At 73.6% G+C, this 20,661-nt stretch carries 15 protein-coding genes and 2 pseudogenes; 12 read left to right on the top strand and 5 right to left on the bottom strand.

The window, feature by feature from the left end; all coding sequences use genetic code 11:
* Positions 1-122 precede the first annotated feature (122 nt).
* Both ACFYXE_RS25060 and ACFYXE_RS25065 read left to right on the top strand, forming a co-directional pair.
* Positions 123-896 carry a TIGR04222 domain-containing membrane protein gene (locus tag ACFYXE_RS25060; protein ID WP_389315837.1) on the top strand — a complete coding sequence of 258 codons (774 nt, stop codon included), beginning with the start codon at positions 123-125 and terminating at the stop codon, positions 894-896.
* A gap of 137 nt (positions 897-1,033) precedes the next feature.
* The gene (locus ACFYXE_RS25065) at positions 1,034-2,635 is read left to right on the top strand and encodes an alpha/beta hydrolase (protein ID WP_389315839.1); all 1,602 of its coding nucleotides are present in this window, start codon (positions 1,034-1,036) and stop codon (positions 2,633-2,635) included.
* Between the two features lie 37 nt (positions 2,636-2,672).
* Here ACFYXE_RS25065 and hemQ read toward each other — a convergent pair whose 3' ends face one another.
* Positions 2,673-3,392: a hydrogen peroxide-dependent heme synthase gene (gene hemQ, locus ACFYXE_RS25070; RefSeq protein WP_361172758.1), complete on the bottom strand. Its 720-nt coding sequence runs from the start codon at positions 3,390-3,392 to the stop codon at positions 2,673-2,675.
* A 4-nt stretch (positions 3,393-3,396) separates the two neighbouring features.
* On the bottom strand, positions 3,397-4,860 hold the full coding sequence (gene hemG / locus ACFYXE_RS25075; protein WP_389315842.1) for a protoporphyrinogen oxidase: 1,464 nt from the start codon (positions 4,858-4,860) through the stop codon (positions 3,397-3,399).
* 157 nt (positions 4,861-5,017) lie between these two features.
* Between hemG and ACFYXE_RS25080 the strand changes: the two are divergent.
* The 4 genes and pseudogenes from ACFYXE_RS25080 to ACFYXE_RS25095 all read left to right on the top strand — a co-directional run.
* A pseudogene (locus ACFYXE_RS25080) lies at positions 5,018-5,941 on the top strand (DUF4349 domain-containing protein); the annotation flags it as partial.
* A 331-nt stretch (positions 5,942-6,272) separates the two neighbouring features.
* On the top strand, positions 6,273-7,664 hold the full coding sequence (locus ACFYXE_RS25085; RefSeq protein WP_389315844.1) for an FAD-dependent oxidoreductase: 1,392 nt from the start codon (positions 6,273-6,275) through the stop codon (positions 7,662-7,664).
* Positions 7,665-8,458: 794 nt separating this feature from the next.
* Positions 8,459-9,385 carry an NAD-dependent epimerase/dehydratase family protein gene (locus tag ACFYXE_RS25090; protein ID WP_389315846.1) on the top strand — a complete coding sequence of 309 codons (927 nt, stop codon included), beginning with the start codon at positions 8,459-8,461 and terminating at the stop codon, positions 9,383-9,385.
* Positions 9,382-9,783 (top strand): annotated as a pseudogene (locus tag ACFYXE_RS25095) (spherulation-specific family 4 protein); the annotation flags it as partial. The gene ACFYXE_RS25090 and the pseudogene ACFYXE_RS25095, both read left to right, overlap by 4 nt.
* A 130-nt stretch (positions 9,784-9,913) precedes the next feature.
* Here ACFYXE_RS25095 and hemE read toward each other — a convergent pair.
* Entirely contained in the window at positions 9,914-10,987 is a 1,074-nt protein-coding gene (hemE, locus tag ACFYXE_RS25100; RefSeq protein ID WP_389315848.1) for a uroporphyrinogen decarboxylase, read from the bottom strand.
* A gap of 141 nt (positions 10,988-11,128) precedes the next feature.
* Here hemE and ACFYXE_RS25105 point away from each other — a divergent pair, with 141 nt between their 5' ends.
* From ACFYXE_RS25105 to ACFYXE_RS25125, 5 genes are all read left to right on the top strand, one after another.
* Positions 11,129-11,788 (top strand): DUF3000 domain-containing protein, encoded by a 660-nt coding sequence (locus ACFYXE_RS25105; protein WP_361172776.1) that lies wholly within the window; start codon positions 11,129-11,131, stop codon positions 11,786-11,788.
* 308 nt (positions 11,789-12,096) lie between these two features.
* Positions 12,097-12,759, top strand: coding sequence for a response regulator transcription factor (locus ACFYXE_RS25110; RefSeq protein ID WP_016643199.1), 663 nt, complete (start codon positions 12,097-12,099; stop codon positions 12,757-12,759).
* 78 nt (positions 12,760-12,837) lie between these two features.
* Positions 12,838-14,115, top strand: a complete 1,278-nt coding sequence (locus ACFYXE_RS25115) for an HRDC domain-containing protein (protein WP_389315851.1) — start codon at positions 12,838-12,840, stop codon at positions 14,113-14,115.
* A gap of 424 nt (positions 14,116-14,539) precedes the next feature.
* Positions 14,540-15,766, top strand: coding sequence for an acetyl-CoA C-acyltransferase (locus ACFYXE_RS25120; RefSeq protein WP_361172783.1), 1,227 nt, complete (start codon positions 14,540-14,542; stop codon positions 15,764-15,766).
* On the top strand, positions 15,763-17,895 hold the full coding sequence (locus tag ACFYXE_RS25125) for a 3-hydroxyacyl-CoA dehydrogenase NAD-binding domain-containing protein (RefSeq protein ID WP_389315853.1): 2,133 nt from the start codon (positions 15,763-15,765) through the stop codon (positions 17,893-17,895). Before ACFYXE_RS25120 ends, ACFYXE_RS25125 begins: the two co-directional genes overlap by 4 nt.
* 110 nt (positions 17,896-18,005) lie before the next feature.
* On the opposite strand, the gene ACFYXE_RS25130 is transcribed toward ACFYXE_RS25125, so the two are convergent.
* Entirely contained in the window at positions 18,006-19,079 is a 1,074-nt protein-coding gene (locus ACFYXE_RS25130) for a hypothetical protein (protein ID WP_389315855.1), read from the bottom strand.
* Positions 19,080-19,145: 66 nt separating this feature from the next.
* Here ACFYXE_RS25130 and ACFYXE_RS25135 point away from each other — a divergent pair, with 66 nt between their 5' ends.
* Complete coding sequence (locus ACFYXE_RS25135) at positions 19,146-19,514, top strand: NTP pyrophosphohydrolase (RefSeq protein ID WP_389315857.1); 369 nt, start codon at positions 19,146-19,148, stop codon at positions 19,512-19,514.
* A 61-nt stretch (positions 19,515-19,575) separates the two neighbouring features.
* On the opposite strand, the gene ACFYXE_RS25140 is transcribed toward ACFYXE_RS25135, so the two are convergent.
* Positions 19,576-20,649 carry an NlpC/P60 family protein gene (locus ACFYXE_RS25140; RefSeq protein ID WP_361181241.1) on the bottom strand — a complete coding sequence of 358 codons (1,074 nt, stop codon included), beginning with the start codon at positions 20,647-20,649 and terminating at the stop codon, positions 19,576-19,578.
* Positions 20,650-20,661 lie beyond the last annotated feature (12 nt).

Consider the following 20,661-nt stretch of genomic DNA (forward strand, 5'->3'; position numbering starts at 1 on the left):
AACCGGTGACCCGGTGACCCGGTGACCAGCCGCGCCAAACGGAACGTTACCTACCCGTCACCCCGTGTCCGCATAGTGAATAAGCCATGGCGCTCCGCGGCGCGTTCGCATAGAAAACCGCCATGTTCTGGGTCCCCCTGCTCCTCCTCGCCTGGGCCGCCACCGGCCTGTCCTGCGGTCGTCTCTGCCTGGCCACGAGCCGTGCCGCCCATCAGGAGAGACCCCCGGCACCCGGGCACGAACTCACCCTGTACGAGGCGGCGTTCCTGTCCGGCGGCCCCTCCCGGGTCGCCGACGTGACGCTCGTCGCCATGGCCAGGGCCCGCCGGCTCCTGATCGCGCACACGGGCTGGGCCACCGTCGTGGACCCGGTGGGCCGCGACGACATGGAGCGCTCGGTGCTCGGCGCGATCGGCCCCGCGGGACAGTCGCGGATCGCGCCGATACGCCTGGGCGCGGCCGCCGCCGACCCGGTGCGGGCGCTCGCGGACCGGCTCGTCGCGGCCGGGCTCGCCGTGCCGGAGGGCGTGGGCTCGGGCGTCGCGGCCGCGGTGCGCCAGGTGCGGGCGGCGACCGCGGCGGTCCTCGTGCTCGGCACCGTCGCGGTCCTGATGCCCGCTCAGGAGGCGGGGGCGGCCGGGCAGGTGCCGATCGCGATCTGGTTCGCGCTGCCGCTGCTGCTGTGCGTGGGCTGCCTGCTCATCGCCCGCGTCGAGGTGCACCCGTACACGCGGTGGGCCTCCCCCGCGGGCCAGCGGCTGCTCGGCGCGCTGCCCGGACGCGGCGCGGACCTCACGGCGGTGGCCGTGCGCGGGGTGCGCGCTACGGGCGACCCCGAGCTGCGTGCGGCCTTCGCGGACCGGGCCCGCGGGGAGGGCGCGCAGCGGGACCGTTAGGCCATTGGGTCCGACACCGGCGGGCCGGTGCTTTACTTCGCCAAATACCACACGAATCATCCCTTTTGTTCGAGCATCACCCGGAACACACGGCCGAACAAACGCCGCATGGCTGACAAAAGGGGTAGACAAGCGCGATGAGAGCTGCAGCCGCCCGCTATGGAACCGCCGGATCCCTGGTCCTGACCGCCCTCGTCGCCGCCCCCGCGGGAACCGCGAGCGGCGCCCCGCCCTCCCCCGAGGCACACGGCACCGCCGTCGCCGCCCAGCGCGCGGCGACCGCCGGGATCCGCTGGGGCACCTGCCCCGAGGCCGAGGGCCTCCCGCCGTCCGTCCGGTGCGGCACGGTCGCCGTGCCGCTCGACTACGCCCACCCCGACGGCAAGCGGATCAAACTGACCGTCAGCCGCACGAAGGCCACGAAGAAGTCGGCCGACAAGGCGGTGCCGCGCCAGGGCGCGCTGGTCTTCAACCCGGGCGGCCCCGGCGCGTCCGGCACGTACTTCCCGCTGGTGGGCGTCCTGCCGGAGTGGAAGCGCATCGCCGCGGCGTACGACCTGGTCGGCTACGCGCCGCGCGGGGTCGGCCGCTCGGCGCCGCTGTCCTGCCAGGACCCGAAGAAGTTCGGCAAGGCGCCCACGCAGGCGCCGACGCATCCCGACGCCTCGTACAAGAAGGAGCGCATCGCGCAGGCGAAGTCGTACGCGCGCGGCTGCGCGGCCCGCAACCCGGGGCTGCGCCACTACACGTCGCTGAACAACGCGCGCGACCTGGAGGTGCTGCGGGCGGCGCTCGGCGAGAAGAAGCTGACGTTCATGGGCGCCTCGTACGGCACGTACTTCGGCGCCCTGTACGCGACGCTCTTCCCCTCGCACGTGCGCCGCATGGTCTTCGACTCGGCGGTCAACCCCGACCCGCGGCAGATCTGGTACGCCAACAACCTCGACCAGTCGGCCGCCTTCGAGCACCGGTGGGCGGACTTCCGCGCCTGGGTGGCCAAGCACGACAAGACGTACCACCTGGGCGGCACGCCCGACGAGGTGCTGCGCAGCTACGAGAAGGTGCGCGCCGAACTGGCGCACAAGCCCGCGGGCGGCAAGGTCGGGCCCGGCCAGCTGCAGGCCGCGTTCCTGCGGGCCGGGTACTACGACGACTACTGGCCCCGGCGCGCCTCGGCGCTGTCCGCGTATCTGAAGGGCGACCCGAAGCCGCTCGTCGAGCAGGCCGCGCCGGAGCCGCGCGCGGCGGCCGAGGAGGAGAACGGCAGCGCCGTCTACACGGCCGTCGAGTGCAACGACGCGTCCTGGCCCACCGACTTCGCCACCTGGGACCGGGACAACTCGCGCCTTGCCCGGGTCGCGCCCTTCGAGACCTGGGACAACGCCTGGATGAACCTGCCGTGCGCCTACTGGCAGGCGCCCCGGCAACAGCCGCTCGACGTGCGCACGAGCCCCGGCACGCTGCCCCCGACGCTGATCCTGGCCGCCGAGCGGGACGCGGCGACGCCCTACGAGGGCGCGCGGGAACTGCACCACAGGCTGGCGGACTCGGTCCTGGTGACCGAGGAGGGCGCGGGCACCCACGGCATCGCGGGCGGGCCCAACGCGTGCGTCAACAAGCACCTGGACGCGTACCTGCTGGACGGCAGGGTCCCCGTGCGGCGCGCGGCGTGCGCGCCGCACAAGGAGCCGAAGCCGTCGACCGGGGTGCGGGCGTCGGAGCTGCCCCGGGAGCGCTGACCGCGCCCGCCCGGCCGGCGGTGCGCCGCGGAGGGGGTTACGCCAGGCCCGCCACGAGTTCGGCCACGGACTTGCGGCGGCCGGTGTAGAAGGGCACCTCTTCGCGCACGTGCATGCGGGCCTCGGAGGCGCGCAGGTGACGCATGAGGTCGACGATGCGGTAGAGCTCGTCGGCCTCGAAGGCGAGCAGCCACTCGTAGTCGCCGAGCGAGAAGGAGGCGACGGTGTTGGCGCGCACGTCGGGGTAGCCGCGGGCCATCATGCCGTGGTCCTTGAGCATGCGGCGGCGGTCCTCGTCGGGCAGCAGGTACCAGTCGTAGGAGCGCACGAAGGGGTAGACCGAGACGTAGTCGCGCGGGGTCTCGTCGGCCAGGAAGGCCGGGATGTGCGACTTGTTGAACTCGGCGGGGCGGTGCAGCGCCATGTTCGACCAGACCGGTTCGAGGGCACGGCCGAGCTTGGTGCGGCGGAAGAGGTTGTAGGCCTCCTGCAGCTCGTCCGAGGTCTCGGCGTGCCACCAGATCATGACGTCGGCGTCGGCGCGCAGGCCCGAGACGTCGTAGGTGCCGCGGACCGTGATGTCCTTGGCGGCGAGCTGGTCGAAGAGGTCCTGGACCTCTTCGGCGTAGCCCGCGCGGTTCTCGGGCAGCACGTCACGCAGCTTGAAGACCGACCAGAGCGTGTAGCGGATGACCTCGTTCAGGTCCTTGGCCTTCTTGCCGGCGTTGGGCGTCTTGGCGGGGGCGTCGTCACTCATGGCCCTATTCTCCTCCGCCGCCGTGCAGGCTCTGCACCGGGTTGCGGGTGAGCTCCTGCACACCGGAGAGGTCGCCGGCCAGCTGGTCGACGGCGGCATCGGCGCTCGCGATGCAGGCCGGGATGCCCACCCCGTCGTAGGCCGCGCCGCACACCGCGAGCCCCGGCAGCGCGGCGACGTGGTCGCGGACGCGGGCCACGCGCGCGTGGTGGCCCACCGGGTACTGCGGCAGGCCGTCGTCCCAGCGGGTGACACGGGTGGCGACGGGGGTGGCGGTCAGGCCGGTGGCCTCGCGCAGGTCGTGCCGGGACAGCTCGACGAGTTCGGCGTCGTCCCGCTCCAGGACCGCCGTCTCGCCGTACCGCCCGACGGAGGTGCGCAGCACCAGCAGGTCGGGGTCCTGCCGGTCGATCCAGCCCCACTTGCGGCTGGCGAAGGTGGACGCCTTGATGGTGTGCCCGTCGACCGGCGGCACGAGGAAGCCGCTGCCCTCGGGGAGGTCGGCCTCGGCGCGGCGGTAGACCAGGCTGGTGAGCGCCATGGAGGCGTACTCGACGGTGCGCAGCTCGGCCGCGGCGGCGGGCGAGACGGCGTCCAGGAGCCGGGCCGCGGCGGGCGCGGGCAGCGCGAGGACGACGGCGTCGGCCGCGTGGGACCCGCCCGTGACGGCGACCTGCCAGCCGTCGGCCGTCCGGCGGAGCCCGGTGACCGGGGTGCCCGTGCGGATCTCGGCGCCCCGCGCGCGCAGCGACTCCGCGACGGCGAGGGGCAGTCGGCCGACGCCGCCGTCGATGCCCATGAAGACCGGGCCGGTCTGCCGGCTGCGTGCGGCGCGCGCCTGGATCTCGCGGACGCCCTCGGTGAGGGAGGTGTGGGTGCGGGCCGCCTCGAAGAGCTGCGGGACGGCCGAGCGCATCGAGATGCGGTACGCGTCACCGGCGTAGACCCCGCCGAGCAGCGGCTCCACGAGCCGGTCGACGACCTCGCGGCCCAGGCGCGCGGCGACGTACTCGCCGACGGCGACGTCGTCGCCGACCTCGGTGGGCGGCAGTTCGGCGTCCTGCCCGATGCGGCGCACCCCTTCGGCGGAGAGGACGCCCGCGAGGGCGTCGGCGGCGCCGGGCACGCCCATCACGTGGCCCTTGGGCATGGGGCGCAGGGCGCCGCGGGTCCACAGGGCGGCGGTCGCCGTGGCGGGCGGCTGGAGCAGGTCGGCGAGGCCGACCTCGCGGGCGAGGGCGACGGCCTCGGGGCGGCGGGCGAGCAGCGACTCGGCGCCGAGGTCGACGCGGACCCCGGCGATGTCGGCGGCGTGCAGCTTGCCGCCGAGCCGGTCGGAGGCCTCCAGGACGGTGACCCGGGTGCCGGGGTCAGTGGTGAGCAGGCGGTGCGCGGCGGCCAGTCCGGCGATCCCGCCCCCGATGACGACGGCGTGCCTGTTCCCCGTACCTGTGTCCGTTTCGCGCATGCCCCCACTCTCTCAGACCGGCGAGTCCCGACCGTGACCGCATCGGGACCGGCCGGCAACCACCGTTCCGCCCCGCTCCGCCGTCGTAGGGGCAAGGGGCGGCCGGGGAGCGGGCCGTCGAAGGAAGCAGTCACCACGACCCTCGGGGGGTACGCCGATGCGCGCGTCCAGCAGATCCACCCACCGCACCACCCGGCACGGCACGGTCCGGGCCCTCTCCGGCGTCCTGCTGGCGGTGGCGCTCGCCCTCACGGGGTGCTCCGCGGGCAACGACACGGGCGGCGACAGCGACGACGGGAAGGCGGCGGGCCTCAGCCAGGGGCGGGAGAAGGGCGCGGGCGGCGGGGCCGCGTCGACGGCGGACGACTCCGGCAAGCGCAAGCCGCCCAAGGCGGCCGCCACGCACGTCATCCGCACGGCGAAGCTCACCGTACGGGTCAAGGACGTGCCCGGGGCGCTCGACGAGGCGCGCACGGCCGCCGAGGACGCGGGCGGCATCGTGGGCGACGAGAACACCTCGCGGGACGACGAGGGGCGCGAGCGTTCCCGCATCGTCCTGCGCGTCCCGCAGGACTCGTACGCGGACGTGCTCAAGGCCCTGGAGGGCACCGGCAGACTCGTCGAGCGCGAGGCGAAGGCGCAGGACGTCACCGACCAGGTCGTCGACGTGGAGAGCCGGATCCGGTCGCAGCGGGCGAGCGTGGCGCGCGTACGGGAGCTGATGGACAAGGCGGAGAAGCTGAGCGATGTGGTCGCCCTGGAAGGGGAGTTGAGCACCCGTCAGTCCGACCTGGAGGCGCTGCTCGCCCAGCAGGCCTCGCTGAAGGACCGCACGAGCCTGGCGACGATCACCCTCTCGCTGACCGGGAGTGAGGCGCCCGCGGAGGCGAAGGACGACGACGGCCCGTCGTTCGGGGGCGCGCTCGCGGGGGGCTGGGACGCGTTCGTCGCGGCGCTGCGGTGGATCGCGATCGTGCTGGCCGCGGTGCTGCCGTTCGCGGCGGTGGCGGCGCTGCTGCTCCTGCTCTGGGTGCGGGTGGTGCGGCCGCGGGTGGCGCGCGGGCGTGCGGGGGCGGGTGCGGGTGTCGGTGCAGGGGCGGGTGTCGGTGCGGGGGCGGGTGTCGGTCCGGGTGCGGGTGTCGGTGCGGGTGCGGGTGTCGGTGCGGGTGCAGCTGCGGGTGCCGCCTCGCCGTCCGCCGTACCCCTGACTCCCCCGGCTGCTTCGGCCGGTTCGACAGGTTCAGCCGGTTCAGCCGGTCCGACTGGCTCGGCCGGTCCGAGCGGTGCGGCCGGTCCGAGCGGTGCGGCCGGTCCGAGCGGTGCGGCCGGTCCGAGCGGTGCGGCCGGTCCGGCGGGGAAGGACGGCGGCTGAGCGGACCGCGTCCCTGCGGCGCAGCGCCTAGCGTGTCCGCATGAGCAGCACACAGGAGCGACTGGTGATCATCGGGGGCGACGCGGCCGGCATGTCCGCCGCGTCGCAGGCGCGCAGGCTCAAGGGCCCGGACGAGCTGGAGATCGTCGCGTTCGAGCGCGGCCACTTCACCTCGTACTCCGCCTGCGGCATCCCCTACTGGGTGGGCGGTGACGTCGGGGAGCGGGACGAGCTGATCGCGCGCACGCCCGAGCAGCACCGGGAGCGCGCGATCGACCTGCGGATGCGCACGGAGGTGGTGCGGATCGACGTCGCGGGGCGCCGGGTCCTGGCGCGCGACCTGGCGGCGGGCGAGGAGTACTGGACCCCGTACGACAAGCTCGTCGTCGCGACCGGCGCCCGGCCGGTCCGCCCGCCGCTGCCCGGCATCGACGCCCCCGGCGTGCACGGCGTGCAGACCCTCGACGACGGCCAGGCCCTCCTCGACACCCTGGCCCGGACGCCGGGCCGGCGGGCCGTGGTGATCGGCGCGGGCTACATCGGCGTCGAGATGGCCGAGGCGCTGGTCCACCGCGGCTACGCGGTCACGGTGGTCAACCGCGGCAAGGAGCCGATGTCGACCCTCGACCCGGACATGGGGCGACTGGTGCACGACGCGATGACCGGCATGGGCATCGACATGGTGAACGACGCCGAGGTCACCAAGATCCTCACGGGCGACGACGGACGGGTCGGGGCGGTGGCCACGCAGGACGCCGAGTACCCGGCGGACGTGGTGGTGCTCGGCATCGGCGTGCGCCCCGAGACCGCGCTGGCCCGCGCGGCGGGGCTGCCGCTCGGCGCGTCCGGCGGCCTGCTCACCGACCTCGCGATGCGGGTGCGCGGCCACGCGGACGTGTGGGCGGGCGGCGACTGCGTGGAGGTCCTCGACCTGGTGTCGGGGCGCGAGCGGCACATCCCGCTCGGCACCCACGCCAACAAGCACGGGCAGGTCATCGGGTCGAACGCGGGCGGGGGTTACGCGACGTTCCCGGGCGTCGTCGGCACGGCCGTCAGCAAGGTCTGCGACCTGGAGATCGCCCGCACCGGGCTGCGCGAGAAGGACGCGCGGGCGGCCGGGCTGCGGTTCGTGACGGTGACCGTCGAGTCGACGAGCCGGGCGGGGTACTACCCGGGGGCGGCCCCGATGACGGTCAAGATGCTCGCCGAGCGGCGCACGGGCCGCCTCCTGGGCGTGCAGATCGTCGGGCGCGAGGGCGCGGGCAAGCGGGTCGACATCGCGGCGGTCGCGCTGACCGCGCGGATGACGGTGGAACAGATGACGGCGCTCGACCTGGGGTACGCGCCGCCGTTCTCACCGGTGTGGGACCCGGTCCTGGTGGCGGCGCGCAAGGCGGTCGCGGCGGTGCGGGCGGACACGGCCACCGGGTGAGGCGCGTGCGCGGGCGTACGCCTCTCTTCCGGAGACCGCGCCTTACACGTCCGACCGGATACTTGTTCGGAACGCGAAAAGCGCGTACGCCGGGCGCCGCCGCTCCTCGCCCGAGCGCCCCCCGCGCGCCCTGAACGCGCCCTGTTCCGCGCCCCCTCGATCGGCACGGAACGCGCTTTCCGTGCAGGTCAGAACGCGCTTGCTGCCGACGGGCGGAGGCGCGGCGACCGCCTCCGCTTGGCTGATTCGGATGTGGTGGACCGTGCAACATTTTCCGCGCCGCGGGAGCGCGCCCACGGCCGACACATGGAGCCGACATTCAACGGCAGGTAAAGGAGTCACGACCCCTCTGATCGGCCAGGCTCTCGCGGAGGGCCCGTTTCCGCGGGCGCGCCGCACACCCTCCCGCGCCCCGTGCGCACCCCCGAGCGCGCGGGATCTCTTTTTCGCCACCTTTCACAGAACAGGCACAGACCCCACAAGTGGACCGCACTATGTGACGCGTCAGAGCGGCACGGACACACACTGCGACGTGTGAACGGGCCGTTGGGGGGCGGGCCGTGGGGTGGGGGACACCCTTGCGCCCGACCGTGGAGGGGATCGCACACCGCATGAATCACACCGCACGAGCGACGGCTCTCGGCGCCGGCGCTCTGCTTCTCGCGCTCTCGTCGAGCCGCACGTGCTCGTGGTGACGGACGAGGGTCCCGCATCGGCCCCGGACGACTACGACCGGGCGAACGCGGAGTTCACCACGCACCGTTCGCTGCTGCTGAAGGGGGCGTGACACGACCGTGCGCATTCTCGTCCTGGGCGCCACCGGATACCTGGGCGGGCACATCACGGAGCGGCTGCGCGCCCTGCCGGGCGCGCGGCTGGTCCGCGGCGGCCGCGCCCCCGTGGACGACCTCCGCATCGATCTCGCCACCGTCACCAGGGGCGTCCTCGCCGAACAGCTGGCCCGCACGGCGCCCGACGCCGTGGTCAACTGCGCGGGCGCGGTCGGCGGCAGCAGCCTGACCCTCGCCGAGGTCAACGCCCGGGGCCCGGCGGTCCTGTGCGAGGCCATGACCGCGGCCGCGCCGACCGCGCGCCTGGTCCATCTCGGTTCGGCGGCCGAGTACGGGCCGACCGGCATGGGGGAACGGACCCTGGAGGACTCGCCCGCCCGCCCGGTCGCCCCCTACGGCGCGACGAAACTGGCGGGCACCCTCGCCGTCGTCGGCTCGGCGCTCGACGCGATCGTGCTGCGGGTGACCAACCCGGTGGGGCCGGGGGCCTCGCCCGCCGGGCTGCCCGGCCGGCTGACGGCCGAGCTGGGCCGGGCGGTGGTCCGCTCGCCGCACGGCACGGTGCGCATCGGCGACCTGTCGGCGCACCGGGACTTCGTCGACGTGCGTGATGTGGCGCAGGCCGTGGCGCAGGCGCTGACCCTGCCGGGGCAGCTGCCGCGGCTGCTCAACATCGGCAGCGGGCGGGCGGTGCCGGCCCGGGACCTGGCGCACGGCCTGGTCGGCGCCGCGGGGTTCACCGGCCGCGTCGAGGAGGCGGCCGGTGCGGCGGGCCGCTCGGCGGCGGTGCCGTGGCAGTGCGCCGACATCACCGCCGCGGAGTGGGAGCTCGGCTGGCAGCCGCGGTTCACGCTCCAGGAGTCGCTCGCCGCGCTCTGGGCGGCGGACGGCGCGCCGCGCCCGGCGCGGACCGGCGGGGAGCCGCGATGACCCTGCTGGTGCCGCTGTACGTCCACCCGGCCGTCGACCCGGCGGCCTGGCAGGAGCTCCTGGCGGCCGCGCCCCGCCTGCACGGCGTGGTCCTGAACGCCGCCGACGGCCCCGGCGCGGCCCCCGACCCGGCCTTCGCCGACGCCGCGCGGACCCTGCGCGGGGCGGGGGTGCGGGTCCTCGGGTACGTCGACACGGCGTACGGCGAGCGGTCGCCCGCCGACGTCGCCGACGACCTGCGCCGCCACCGCGACTGGTACGGCGTGGACGGCTGCTTCCTGGACCGGGTGGCGCCGGGCCGCCGCGCGCTGCGGCACTGCCGCCGCCTGGTGCGCTCGGCGCGGGGGCACGGCGCGCGGACGGTGGTGCTCAACCCGGGCGCGCACCCGGCGCCCGGGTAGGCCCCCGGTGCCGAGGACGCCTCGGACGCCGAGGACACGGCGTGAGGCACGGAAAAGGGCCTCCGCCCATGAGGCAGGGGCCCTTTTCGGACATCTTTCAGACCGACATCTGCCGGACGTGCGCCGTTCAGCCGGCCGTGCGCGTGTGCACGTAGTCCACGAGGCGGGTCAGCGCCTCGGGGTCGGTGGTCGGCAGGACGCCGTGCCCGAGGTTGAAGATGTGGCCCTCCAGGCCCTCGGCCGCGGCGAGCACCTCGTCGGTCTTCGCCTCGACGGCCTCGCGGGTGGAGAAGAGGACCGCGGGGTCGAGGTTGCCCTGCAGCGCCTTGCCGGGACCGACGCGGCGCACGGCCTCGTCCAGCGGCACCCGCCAGTCGACGCCCACGACATCGGCACCCGCCTCGCCCATCGCGCCGAGCAGCTCGCCGGTGCCCACGCCGAAGTGGATGCGCGGCACGCCGTAGGAGGCGACGGCGTCGAAGACCTTCGTGGAGGCGGGCATCACCGAGCGGCGGTAGTCGGCGGGCGACAGGGCGCCGACCCACGAGTCGAAGAGCTGCACGGCGCTGGCGCCCGCCTCGATCTGCACCTTCAGGAAGGCGGCGGTGATCTCCGAGAGCCGGTCGAGCAGGTCGGCCCAGAGCTGCGGGTCGCCGTACATGAGCGCCTTGGTGTGCTCGTGGTTGCGGCTCGGGCCGCCCTCGACGAGGTAGCTCGCGAGGGTGAACGGCGCGCCCGCGAAGCCGATGAGCGGCGTCGCGCCGAGCTCGCCGGTCAGCATCCCGATCGCCTCGGTCACGTAGCGGACGTCGTCCGGCGTGAGGTCGCGCAGCTGCGCGAGGTCGGCGCGCGAGCGGATGGGCTTCTCGACGACGGGCCCGACGCCCGGCTTGATGTCGAGGTCGATGCCGATCGCCTTGAGCGGGACGACGATGTCGCTGAAGTAGATGGCCGCGTCGACGTTGTGGCGGCGCACCGGCTGCAGCGTGATCTCGGTGACGAGGTCGGGGCGCATGCAGGACTCCAGCATGGCGGTGCCCTCACGGACCTTGCGGTACTCGGGAAGTGAGCGCCCCGCCTGCCGCATGAACCAGACCGGCGTGTGCGGCACGGCCTCGCGCCTGCACGCCTTCATGAACGGGGAGTCGTACGTCGCTGCGTTCTGCCGGCCCTCGGGGCCACGGCTGTCATTGGCACTCACGCGGAAAGTCTCGCACGGGCCGCACGGTCCCCGTCGCGGGTGTCCACCGCGAGCGCTCCCGCGCGCTCCCGGTACGACCCGAGACCCCCTCAGGGGTGTCTCTCCCTGCGCGAAGGCGCCGTTCCCCTTAACCTTCCCCGCATGGCTGCGGCTCAGGGACAACGGTCGGACGGCGCTGGCGAGATGGAGAGTTCGGAGGGGAAGGTGGCGGATTCGGCTCCGTTGCCCTTCCGCGCGGCGGTCGACGCGCTGCGGGGGGCACGGCTGCGGCCGGAGATCGAGATCGATCCGACGCGGCCGCCGCAGCGGCTCGCGCCGCACGCGTACGCGCTGGAGGCGGCGGTCGTGGAGAACGACGAGGACCTCGCGGACGGTCGGCTGGTGCTGCTGCACGACCCGTCCGGGCACGACGCCTGGAAGGGCACCTTCCGGCTCGTGACGCTCGTCCGGGCGGAGCTGGAGCCGGAGATGGCGGCGGATCCGCTGCTGCCGGAGGTGTGCTGGTCGTGGCTGACCGGGGCGCTGCACGCGCGCGGGCTCGCCGCGGGCGAGGCGAGCGGCACGGTGACGCGGGCGAGCTCGCACTACTTCGGCGGCCTTTCGGAGCGGCCCGCGGCCTCCCAGATCGAGATCCGGGCCTCCTGGACGCCCCGGGAGGACCGGGGCGGGGTGCCGGACACGGGGGCGCATCTGGCGGCGTGGTGCGATCTGCTCTGTCAGGTCGCGGGGCTGCCGCCGGCCGGGCCCGGCGACGGGTCCGTGGTGTCGCTGCCCCAGCGGCGGGGTCCGCTCTCCCCCTGATCACGCGCCGGTCCACCTGCCCCGCGGCCTCCGGGTCGCGGGGTTCGTCGTGCGGGTCGCGGGGGCGGGAGGCCGGGTCGGCCGGTTTCGTACGTTTGTCTCCGCGGGGTCACCCGGACGTGGGCGTGTTCGGTTTGATCTTCGGATGATCGAGCGCGTGTCCGAATTGCCCCAATTATTGCTCACCAAATCGTGATCATTCCCTAAAGGCGGCCGGGATTGGTGCCGAAGAGGTTTGTGACCTTGAAAGCACGGTTCGTCCCGGCTTCCCCCCCGAGCCGGTCCCGTCCCCCCACCCAGGAGGCCTGGTGTCCGTTCTCCTCGAGCAGCCCGCAAGCCTGGTCGCCTACCGCCCGAACAAGCCGACCGCCATGGTCGTCGTGGCCGACCCCCGCGTCCGTTCCACCGTCACCCGCCACCTGTGGGCGCTCGGTGTACGCGACGTCATCGAGGCCTCGTCGATCGCGGAGGCTCGTCCCCGCATCGGCAACCCCCGTGACATCTGCGTCGCAGACGTCCACCTCCCCGACGGCTCCGGCCTGACGCTCCTCTCCGAAACCCGTGCCGCGGGCTGGCCCAACGGCCTCGCCCTCTCCGCCGCCGACGACATCGGTGCCGTGCGCAACGCCCTCGCGGGCGGCGTCAAGGGCTACGTCGTCACCGGCACCCGCACGAACGTCGGACTCCCCACCCGTCCCGGCGCGGCCCCGATCGGCTCGGCCGCCGCCCGCATGCACCGTCGCCCTCCGGGCACCCCGAGCCACCCCGGCGGCTACCGTGAGCTGTCCGGCCGTGAGGTCGAGGTACTGCGTCTGGTCGCGGAGGGCCAGTCCAACAAGGCCATCGGCGTCTCGATGGGCCTGTCCGCACTGACCGTGAAGAGCCACCTCGCCCGGATCGCGCGCAAGCTCGGCACGGGTGACCGGGCCGGGATGGTCGCGGTCGCGCTGCGCACCGGAATCATCCACTGACTCATTTACACCCCTGGCGCGCCCGTCGACGGAACGTTCCGTCGACGGGCGCTGTCCATACACAGATACCCTTGACAGGTGACCGACGCCCAAGAGACCGCAGCAGACAGCTCACTGCGAACCACCGGAGGCGGCCCTCCGGACGACGACGGCCTCGCACCCGAAGGGCTGCCGATCCCCCTGCTCGAGCCGCGTGACGGCATTCCGCCGGTGATCGCGGACGAGGAGGCGCTCGCCGCGACCGTGGCCGCCTTCGCCGCGGGGACCGGACCCGTCGCCGTCGACGCCGAGCGCGCCTCCGGATACCGGTACGGCCAGCGCGCCTACCTCGTCCAGCTCCGCCGCGAGGGCGCGGGCACCGCGCTCGTCGACCCCGTCGCCTGCCCCGACCTGTCCGGCCTCGGCGAGGCCATCGGCGACACGGAATGGGTGCTGCACGCCGCCACCCAGGACCTGCCGTGCCTGCGCGAGATAGGCATGGTGCCCGCCCGCCTCTTCGACACCGAGCTCGCGGGCCGGCTCGCCGGATTCCCGCGCGTCGGCCTCGGCGCGATGGTCGAGAGCGTGCTCGGCTACGTCCTGGAGAAGGGGCACTCCGCCGTCGACTGGTCCACCCGGCCGCTCCCCGAGCCCTGGCTGCGGTACGCGGCGCTGGACGTGGAGCTCCTCGTCGACCTGCGTGACGCCCTGGAGAAGGAGCTCGACCGGCAGGGCAAGCTGGAGTGGGCCCGCGAGGAGTTCGACGCCATCGCCTCGGCCCCGCCCGCGCCGCCCCGCAAGGACCCCTGGCGCCGCACGTCCGGCATGCACAAGGTGCGGCGGCGCCGTCAGATGGCGGTCGTACGCGAGCTGTGGACCGCGCGCGACCGCATCGCGCAGCGGCGCGACGTGTCGCCGGGCAAGGTGCTCAGCGACGGCGCGATCGTCGAGGCGGCGCTCTCCCTGCCGCCCAACGTGCACGCGCTCGCCGGGCTCACGGGCTTCGGGCACCGGATGGGGCGGCGCCAGCTCGACCAGTGGCAGGCCGCGGTCGACCGCGCGAAGGCGCTGCCGGACGCGGAGCTGCCGCAGCCCGGGCAGACGGTGAGCGGGCCGCCGCCGCCCCGCTCCTGGGCCGACCGGGACCCGGCCGCCGCGGCGCGGCTCTCCGCCGCCCGGGCCGCGGTCTCGGCGCTCGCCGAGCAGCTGAACATGCCGCAGGAGAACCTGATCACTCCGGACACGGTCCGGCGGGTCTGCTGGGAGCCTCCGGCCCAGGTGGACGGGGACTCCATGGCCGCGGCGCTCGCGGGCCACGGGGCCCGGCAGTGGCAGATCACGCAGGTCACCCCGGCCCTGGTCGAAGCGCTGTCCTGACGCCGCCCCGCCACGGATGCCCCTCCCACCCACCCACCCGTTTACCCGGCACCGCCGGGTGGACGAGGGGGGTGGGTGTTTCCGCACCCGCCGCAAAGTGGCAATGAAAGCCCCTACGGAACTGGACGGCGCCGGGCAAACGGGTGGGCGGGTGGGAAAACATCCGCCGCGAAGCGGCGGCACAGGCCCCTACGGAACGGGACGGGCGCCGGGCAAACGGGCGGGCGGGGGGGGAGGGGCACCCCGCCCCGGGTGAGGGCCCCGGAACGGGGAGAGGCCCCGTACACACCGCCCACGCGCCCCGCAGGCAAGTGTGACGTTCGCCTCGCGAGGCCGGGCCTTGGCCGCATAGTTACCGGCAAGTAGGGTGGACGGAGGAAGCGCGCCGCAGGCGTGCCGCACCGCACCCTGGAGGAGAGCCATCGTGCCTCGTACCGTCAGGGACGTCGTCTTCGTGGACGGCGTCCGCACCCCGTTCGGCAAGGCGGGTCCGAAGGGCATCTACCACGAGACCCGTGCCGATGACCTCGTCGTGAAGGCCATCCGGGAGCTGCTGCGCCGCAACCCGGACCTCGACCCCGCCAAGATCGACGAGGTCGCCATCGCCGCGACCACGCAGATCGGCGACCAGGGCCTGACGATCGGCCGCACCGCCGGCATCCTCGCCGGGCTGCCGCAGTCCGTGCCCGGCTACTCCATCGACCGCATGTGCGCCGGCGCCCTGACCGCCGTGACCTCGGTCGCGGGCAGCGTCGCCTTCGGTGCGTACGACATCGCCGTGGCCGGCGGTGTCGAGCACATGGGCCGCCACCCCATGGGCGAGGGCGTCGACCCGAACCCGCGGTTCGTGAGCGAGAAGCTCGTCGACGAGTCCGCCCTGTTCATGGGCATGACCGCCGAGAACCTGCACGACCGCTACCCGAGCATCACCAAGCAGCGTGCCGACGAGTACGCCGTGCGCTCGCAGGAGAAGGCCGCCAAGGCGTACGCCGACGGCAAGATCCAGGCGGACCTGGTGCCGATCTCGGTGCGCCGCACCAACGAGGAGGCCGGTGAGACCGGCTGGGGCCTCGCCACCGCCGACGAGCCGATGCGCCCGGGCACCACCCTGGAGAACCTCGCCGGGCTCAAGACGCCCTTCCGCACGCACGGCCGCGTCACGGCCGGCAACGCCGCGGGCCTCAACGACGGCGCCACCGCCTCCCTCATCGCGTCCGAGGAGTTCGCCCGCGAGAACGGGCTGCCGGTCAAGATGCGTCTGGTCGCGTACTCCTTCGCGGGCGTCGAGCCGGAGGTCATGGGCTACGGCCCGATCCCGGCCACCGAGAAGGCCCTCGCCCAGGCGGGCCTGAGCATCTCCGACATCGGCCTCTTCGAGATCAACGAGGCCTTCGCCGTCCAGGTGCTCGCCTTCCTGGAGCACTACGGCATCGCCGACGACGACGCGCGCGTCAACCAGTACGGCGGCGCCATCGCGTTCGGCCACCCGCTCGCCTCCTCCGGCGTCCGTCTGATGACGCAGCTGGCGCGCCAGTTCGAGGAGCAGCCGGAGGTCCGCTACGGCCTCACGACCATGTGCGTCGGCTTCGGCATGGGCGCCACGGTCATCTGGGAGAACCCGAACCACAAGGACGCCGGAGGCGAGAAGTGAGCACCACGACCACCGAGCTTCTGAAGGGTGCGGCCGCGCTGTTCCCCGACGAGGTCGTCACGCAGGCGCACGTACGCCACCTCGACCTCCCCCACGGTGCCGGGCGCTTCGCGCTCATCACCCTGGACAACGGCTTCGACCACACCAAGCCGACCACCTTCGGCCCGGGCTCGCTGGCGAACCTCGACGCCGCGATCGACCAGGTCGAGAAGGAGGCGTCCGAGGGCACCGTCGTCGGCGTCGGCATCACCGGCAAGCCGTTCATCTTCGCGGTCGGCGCCGACCTCAAGGGCGTCGAGCTGCTGAAGAAGCACGACGACGCGCTGGCCATCGGCAAGGGCGGCCACGAGGTCTTCAAGCGCCTCTCGGGCCTCGCCGTGCCGACCTTCGCGTACTACAACGGCGCCGCGATGGGCGGTGGCGTCGAGGTCGGTCTGCACTGCTCCTACCGCACCGTCTCCAAGGCGCTGCCCGCCTTCTCGCTGCCCGAGGTCTTCCTCGGCCTGGTCCCGGGCTGGGGCGGCTGCGCGCTGCTCCCGAACCTGATCGGTGCCGACAAGGCCGTCTCGGTCATCATCGAGAACTCGCTCAACCAGAACCGCCAGCTCAAGGGCAAGCAGGTCTTCGAGCTCGGCATCGCCGACGCGCTCTTCGAGGGCGCCGACTTCCTGGAGCAGTCGCTGATCTGGACGGCCTCCGTCCTCAACGGCTCCACCCAGGTCGTGCGCCCCGAGATCGACCGCGGCGAGGGCTGGGACGCCGCCGTCGCGCGGGGCCGCGCCATCGCCGACTCCAAGGTGCACGGCGCCGCTCCGGCCGCCTACCGCGCCCTGGAGATCATCGAGGCCGCCAAGGACGGCGACCTGCAGCGGGGCTTCGACTCCGAGGACGCCGCGCTCGCCGACCTCATCATGGGCGGTGAACTGCGCGCGGGCATCTACTCGTTCAACCTCGTGCAGAAGCGCGCCAAGCGCCCCGCGGGCGCCCCGGACAAGAACCTGGCGCGCCCGGTCACCAAGGTCGGCGTCGTCGGTGCCGGTCTGATGGCCTCGCAGCTCGCGCTGCTCTTCCTGCGCCGCCTCGAGGTGCCGGTCGTGCTGACCGACATCGACCAGGAGCGGGTCGACAAGGGCGTCTCGTACGTCCACGGGGAGATCGACAAGCTGCTCCTCAAGGGCCGTGTCAACCAGGACAAGGCCAACCGCCTCAAGGGCCTGGTCTCCGGTGTCCTGGACAAGGCCGAGGGCTTCTCCGACGCCGACTTCATCATCGAGGCCGTCTTCGAGGAGATCGGCGTCAAGCAGCAGGTGTTCGCCGAGGTCGAGGCGGTCGCCCCGGCGCACGCGATCCTCGCCACGAACACCTCCTCGCTCTCCGTCTCGGAGATGGCGTCGAAGCTGAAGCACCCCGAGCGGGTCGTCGGCTTCCACTTCTTCAACCCGGTCGCGATCCTGCCGCTCCTGGAGATCGTGCGCGGCGAGCAGACCGACGACGCCTCGCTGGCCACGGCCTTCGGTGTCGCCAAGAAGCTGAAGAAGACCGCGGTGCTCGTGAAGGATGCCCCGGCGTTCGTCGTGAACCGCATCCTGACCCGCTTCATGGGCGAGATCCAGAACGTCATCGACGAGGGCACCCCGGTCGCGGTCGCCGAGAAGGCCGTCGAGCCGCTCGGTCTGCCGATGTCGCCGCTGGTGCTCCTGGAGCTGGTCGGCCCGGCCATCGGCCTGCACGTCTCGGAGACCCTCAACCGGTCCTTCCCGGACCGCTTCACGGTCTCGCCGAACCTCGCGGCCGTCGTCAAGGCGGGCAAGCGCGGCTTCTACGTGTACGACTCCGGCGCGCCGGAGCTCGACCCCGAGGTCGCCGCGCTCCTGAAGCAGGGCGACTCCGTCCTGACCGAGGAGCAGGTCCGCGACCGCGTGCTCGACGCGGTGGCGCAGGAGATCGGGCTCATGCTCGACGAGGGTGTCGTCGCCGAGGCGCAGGACATCGACCTCTGCCTGATCACCGGCGCGGGCTGGCCCTTCCACCTGGGCGGCATCACGCCGTACCTGGACCGTGAGGGCGTCAGCGAGCGGGTCAACGGCAAGCGGTTCCTCGCGCAGGGCGTGGCGAGCGTCCCGGCGTAACGCAGTAAGCAGTAAGCAGTAAGCAGTAACGACGGTGGGCCGTACGGGAGTTGTTCCGTACGGCCCCTCTTCGTCGCTGCGGGCCGGCTGTCGTGCCGGCGGCCCCTGGCTCAGATCCTGGTCCACGGCTCCAGGGCGAGACCCGGCTCCGCCTTCTGGCGGGCGAGCCGCAGGGTGCCGTCGAGGCCGATCGCGGCGATGACCACCCGGCCGTGGGCGTCGAGCGCCAGCGCCGGTGCGCCCAGGCACGGTTCGCCGGTCTCGGCCCACCACAGGCCCGCGCCCTCGTCCTCGGTGGGGAACGCGGCGAGCGCGGGACGACCGGCGGCCGTGCGGTGCGCGAGGACCGTGCAGTCGTGACCGTCTATCGGCGTGCGCACGGCCGCGGTGGGGCCGGGGCCGGGGGTGCCGCCGAGCGGGACCACCGCGGCGCCGTCACCGTCCGTGCGGCGGGCCAGGACGCCGTCGCCGTGGGCGTCCGCCGCGTAGTACGTGAGGCGGTCGGGGGCGGTCTCCAGGGCCGTGCCGGAGCCCGGCGCGGGGGCGAGCGGGATGTCGTCGGCGCGCAGCAGCTCGCCGCCCTGTTCCTCCTGGGCCCAGCGCAGGGTGGCCTTGCCGGCGGGGGCGAGGACCTCCAGGCGGCCGGCCGACGTGGCGAGCGCGGCGATGCCGTCCAGGGTGTCGCGGACCTTGAAGTCCTTCCACCCCTCCCACTTGCCGCCCTTGCCCTCGCGGCGCATCCGGACGCTGCCCACCGCGTCCCGCACGAAGACGTGGACGGTGCCCGCCGCGTCGACCGCGACGGCGGGCGCGCCCAGGTGCGGGGCGCGCTCGACGAGCTTGGTGTGCGGGTTGCCGAGCGAGCGCCAGTCCATCGGCGGTCTGCCCGACTGGTACTGCACGGTGTGCACGAGGTCGACGACCGCCTTGCCGTCGTCCCCGGGGCGCTCCCTGCGGCCCACGAAGTGCACGTACCCGTCGGCGCCCTGGGCGAGCGTGAGGTGGGTCAGGCCGGGTGCCTCGAAGAAGTCGGGGCCCTCCCAGTGCGGTCCGCCGGGCCGGGCCTCCGTCCAGCGCAGGAGGCCCGCGTCGGCGCGGGCGTAGGCGGTGAGGCGACCGTCGCGGCCGCGCAGCAGCCAGCGGGCGGTCTCCGGGGCACCGGTGCTGGTGGACGTCGACGGCATGCTCGGCGCCACTCCTTCCACGATCACGGACGCACAGCGCTTGGCCTCTTAGTTTACGTTTGCCGTATGAGCACTCTCGTCGTCGTCGATGCCGCGAACGTCGTCGGTTCCGTGCCCGACGGCTGGTGGCGCGACCGCCGCGGGGCCGCCGAGCGGCTGCGGGACTCCCTCGTCGGGTACGCGCAGGAGGGGCTGCCCGGCCTGCCGGGCCCGGTCGAGCTGGTCCTGGTCGTGGAGGGGGCGGCGCGCGGTGTCGCGTCCGTGCCCGGGGTGCGGGTGGAGTCCGCGCCCGGCAGCGGCGACGACCACATCGTGGAGGTGGCCGCCGGGGCCGCGGGGCGGCGCTGTCTGGTGGTCACCGCCGACCGTGAACTGCGCCGCAGGGTGGCCGAGGTGGGGGCCGAGTGCGCGGGGCCCCGTACCGTGCGCCCCTGATCGCGCCCCTGACCCGCGCCCCTCACCGTGGCCGGGGGCGCGGGTCAGGGGCGCGGGGGCGTCAGATCCGCTTCGCGCTGCGCAGCGTGGAGGCGTAGTAGCCGTTGCCGTCCAGGCGGGACGTGCCGCCCTTGTCGCCGATGGTCGGGCCGTTGACCTCTTCACGGCTGGAGATGAAGATCTTGTGGCCGTCGGCGTCGTGGCCGAGGAAGATCCCGACGTGGTCGAGGCGCTGCTTGGTGCGGGCGTCCAGCTTGAAGAAGACCAGGTCGCCGGGCTGCACCACGTCGATGGACTTGGGGCGGTCGGCGGCGCTGATGCCCTTGAGCGGGATGACGTCCGTGCCGACCTTGCCGCGTGCCATGCCGTTGGCGGTGCGCGGCAGGCCGTCCCCGGCCTGGTCGTTGGCCATCAGCGGGAAGCGGGCGCGGTAGCCGAACACCGTACGGATGAACCCGGAGCAGTCCATGGACCGGGCCCGGATCTTCTCCGGCTGGATGGTGGTGCCGTCGCGGAAGGTGTACGGGATGCCGAGGTAGTCGAAGAAGTCGGACTGCTCCAGGCGCAGGTCGTTGCCCGCGCTGCCCTCGGGGTTCAGCGGACCGAAGTTGGCGTCACCGGCGTACGCGATGCCCTCGTCGTCCTTCTTGACCGGGGCGCCCTCCACGTACTGGAAGGCCATCGCGAAGATGTCGTCCTCCTCGCTGCCGGCGAACTCCTTGTACCAGTCCTTGAACCACTTCTCCTTCTCCGCGCCCTCGCGCCAGTTCTCCGGCATCAGGCGCACCCAGTCGTTGGTGACGACCCGCGACTTGGTGTTGGCGGGCTCGGTGAAGGTGCGGCTCGGGCCGGTCAGCGTGGCGGTGCGGGCGCCGTCGGTGAAGGTGGCGAGCACCTTGCCGCCGTCGGTGCGCAGCACGGACCGGTCGGGGTTCTTCAGGCGCTCCCACTTCTGCTTGCCGTCGCTGACCTGCCCGGTGCTGTTGTGCAGGCCGGGGGTGTCGGTGACGGCCTGCACCTTGGGCGCCTTGGCGTCCTCCTCCTTGCGCAGCTCCACGGTCAGGTACGTGCTGCCGGCGAGCAGAGCGAGCACGGTCACCGCGTGCAGGGCGGGACGCTTCTTCTTGGGCGGCATGAATGACTCCTG

It is taken from the genome of Streptomyces sp. NPDC002564 (assembly GCF_042889645.1).
Classification (GTDB): Bacteria; Actinomycetota; Actinomycetes; order Streptomycetales; family Streptomycetaceae; genus Streptomyces.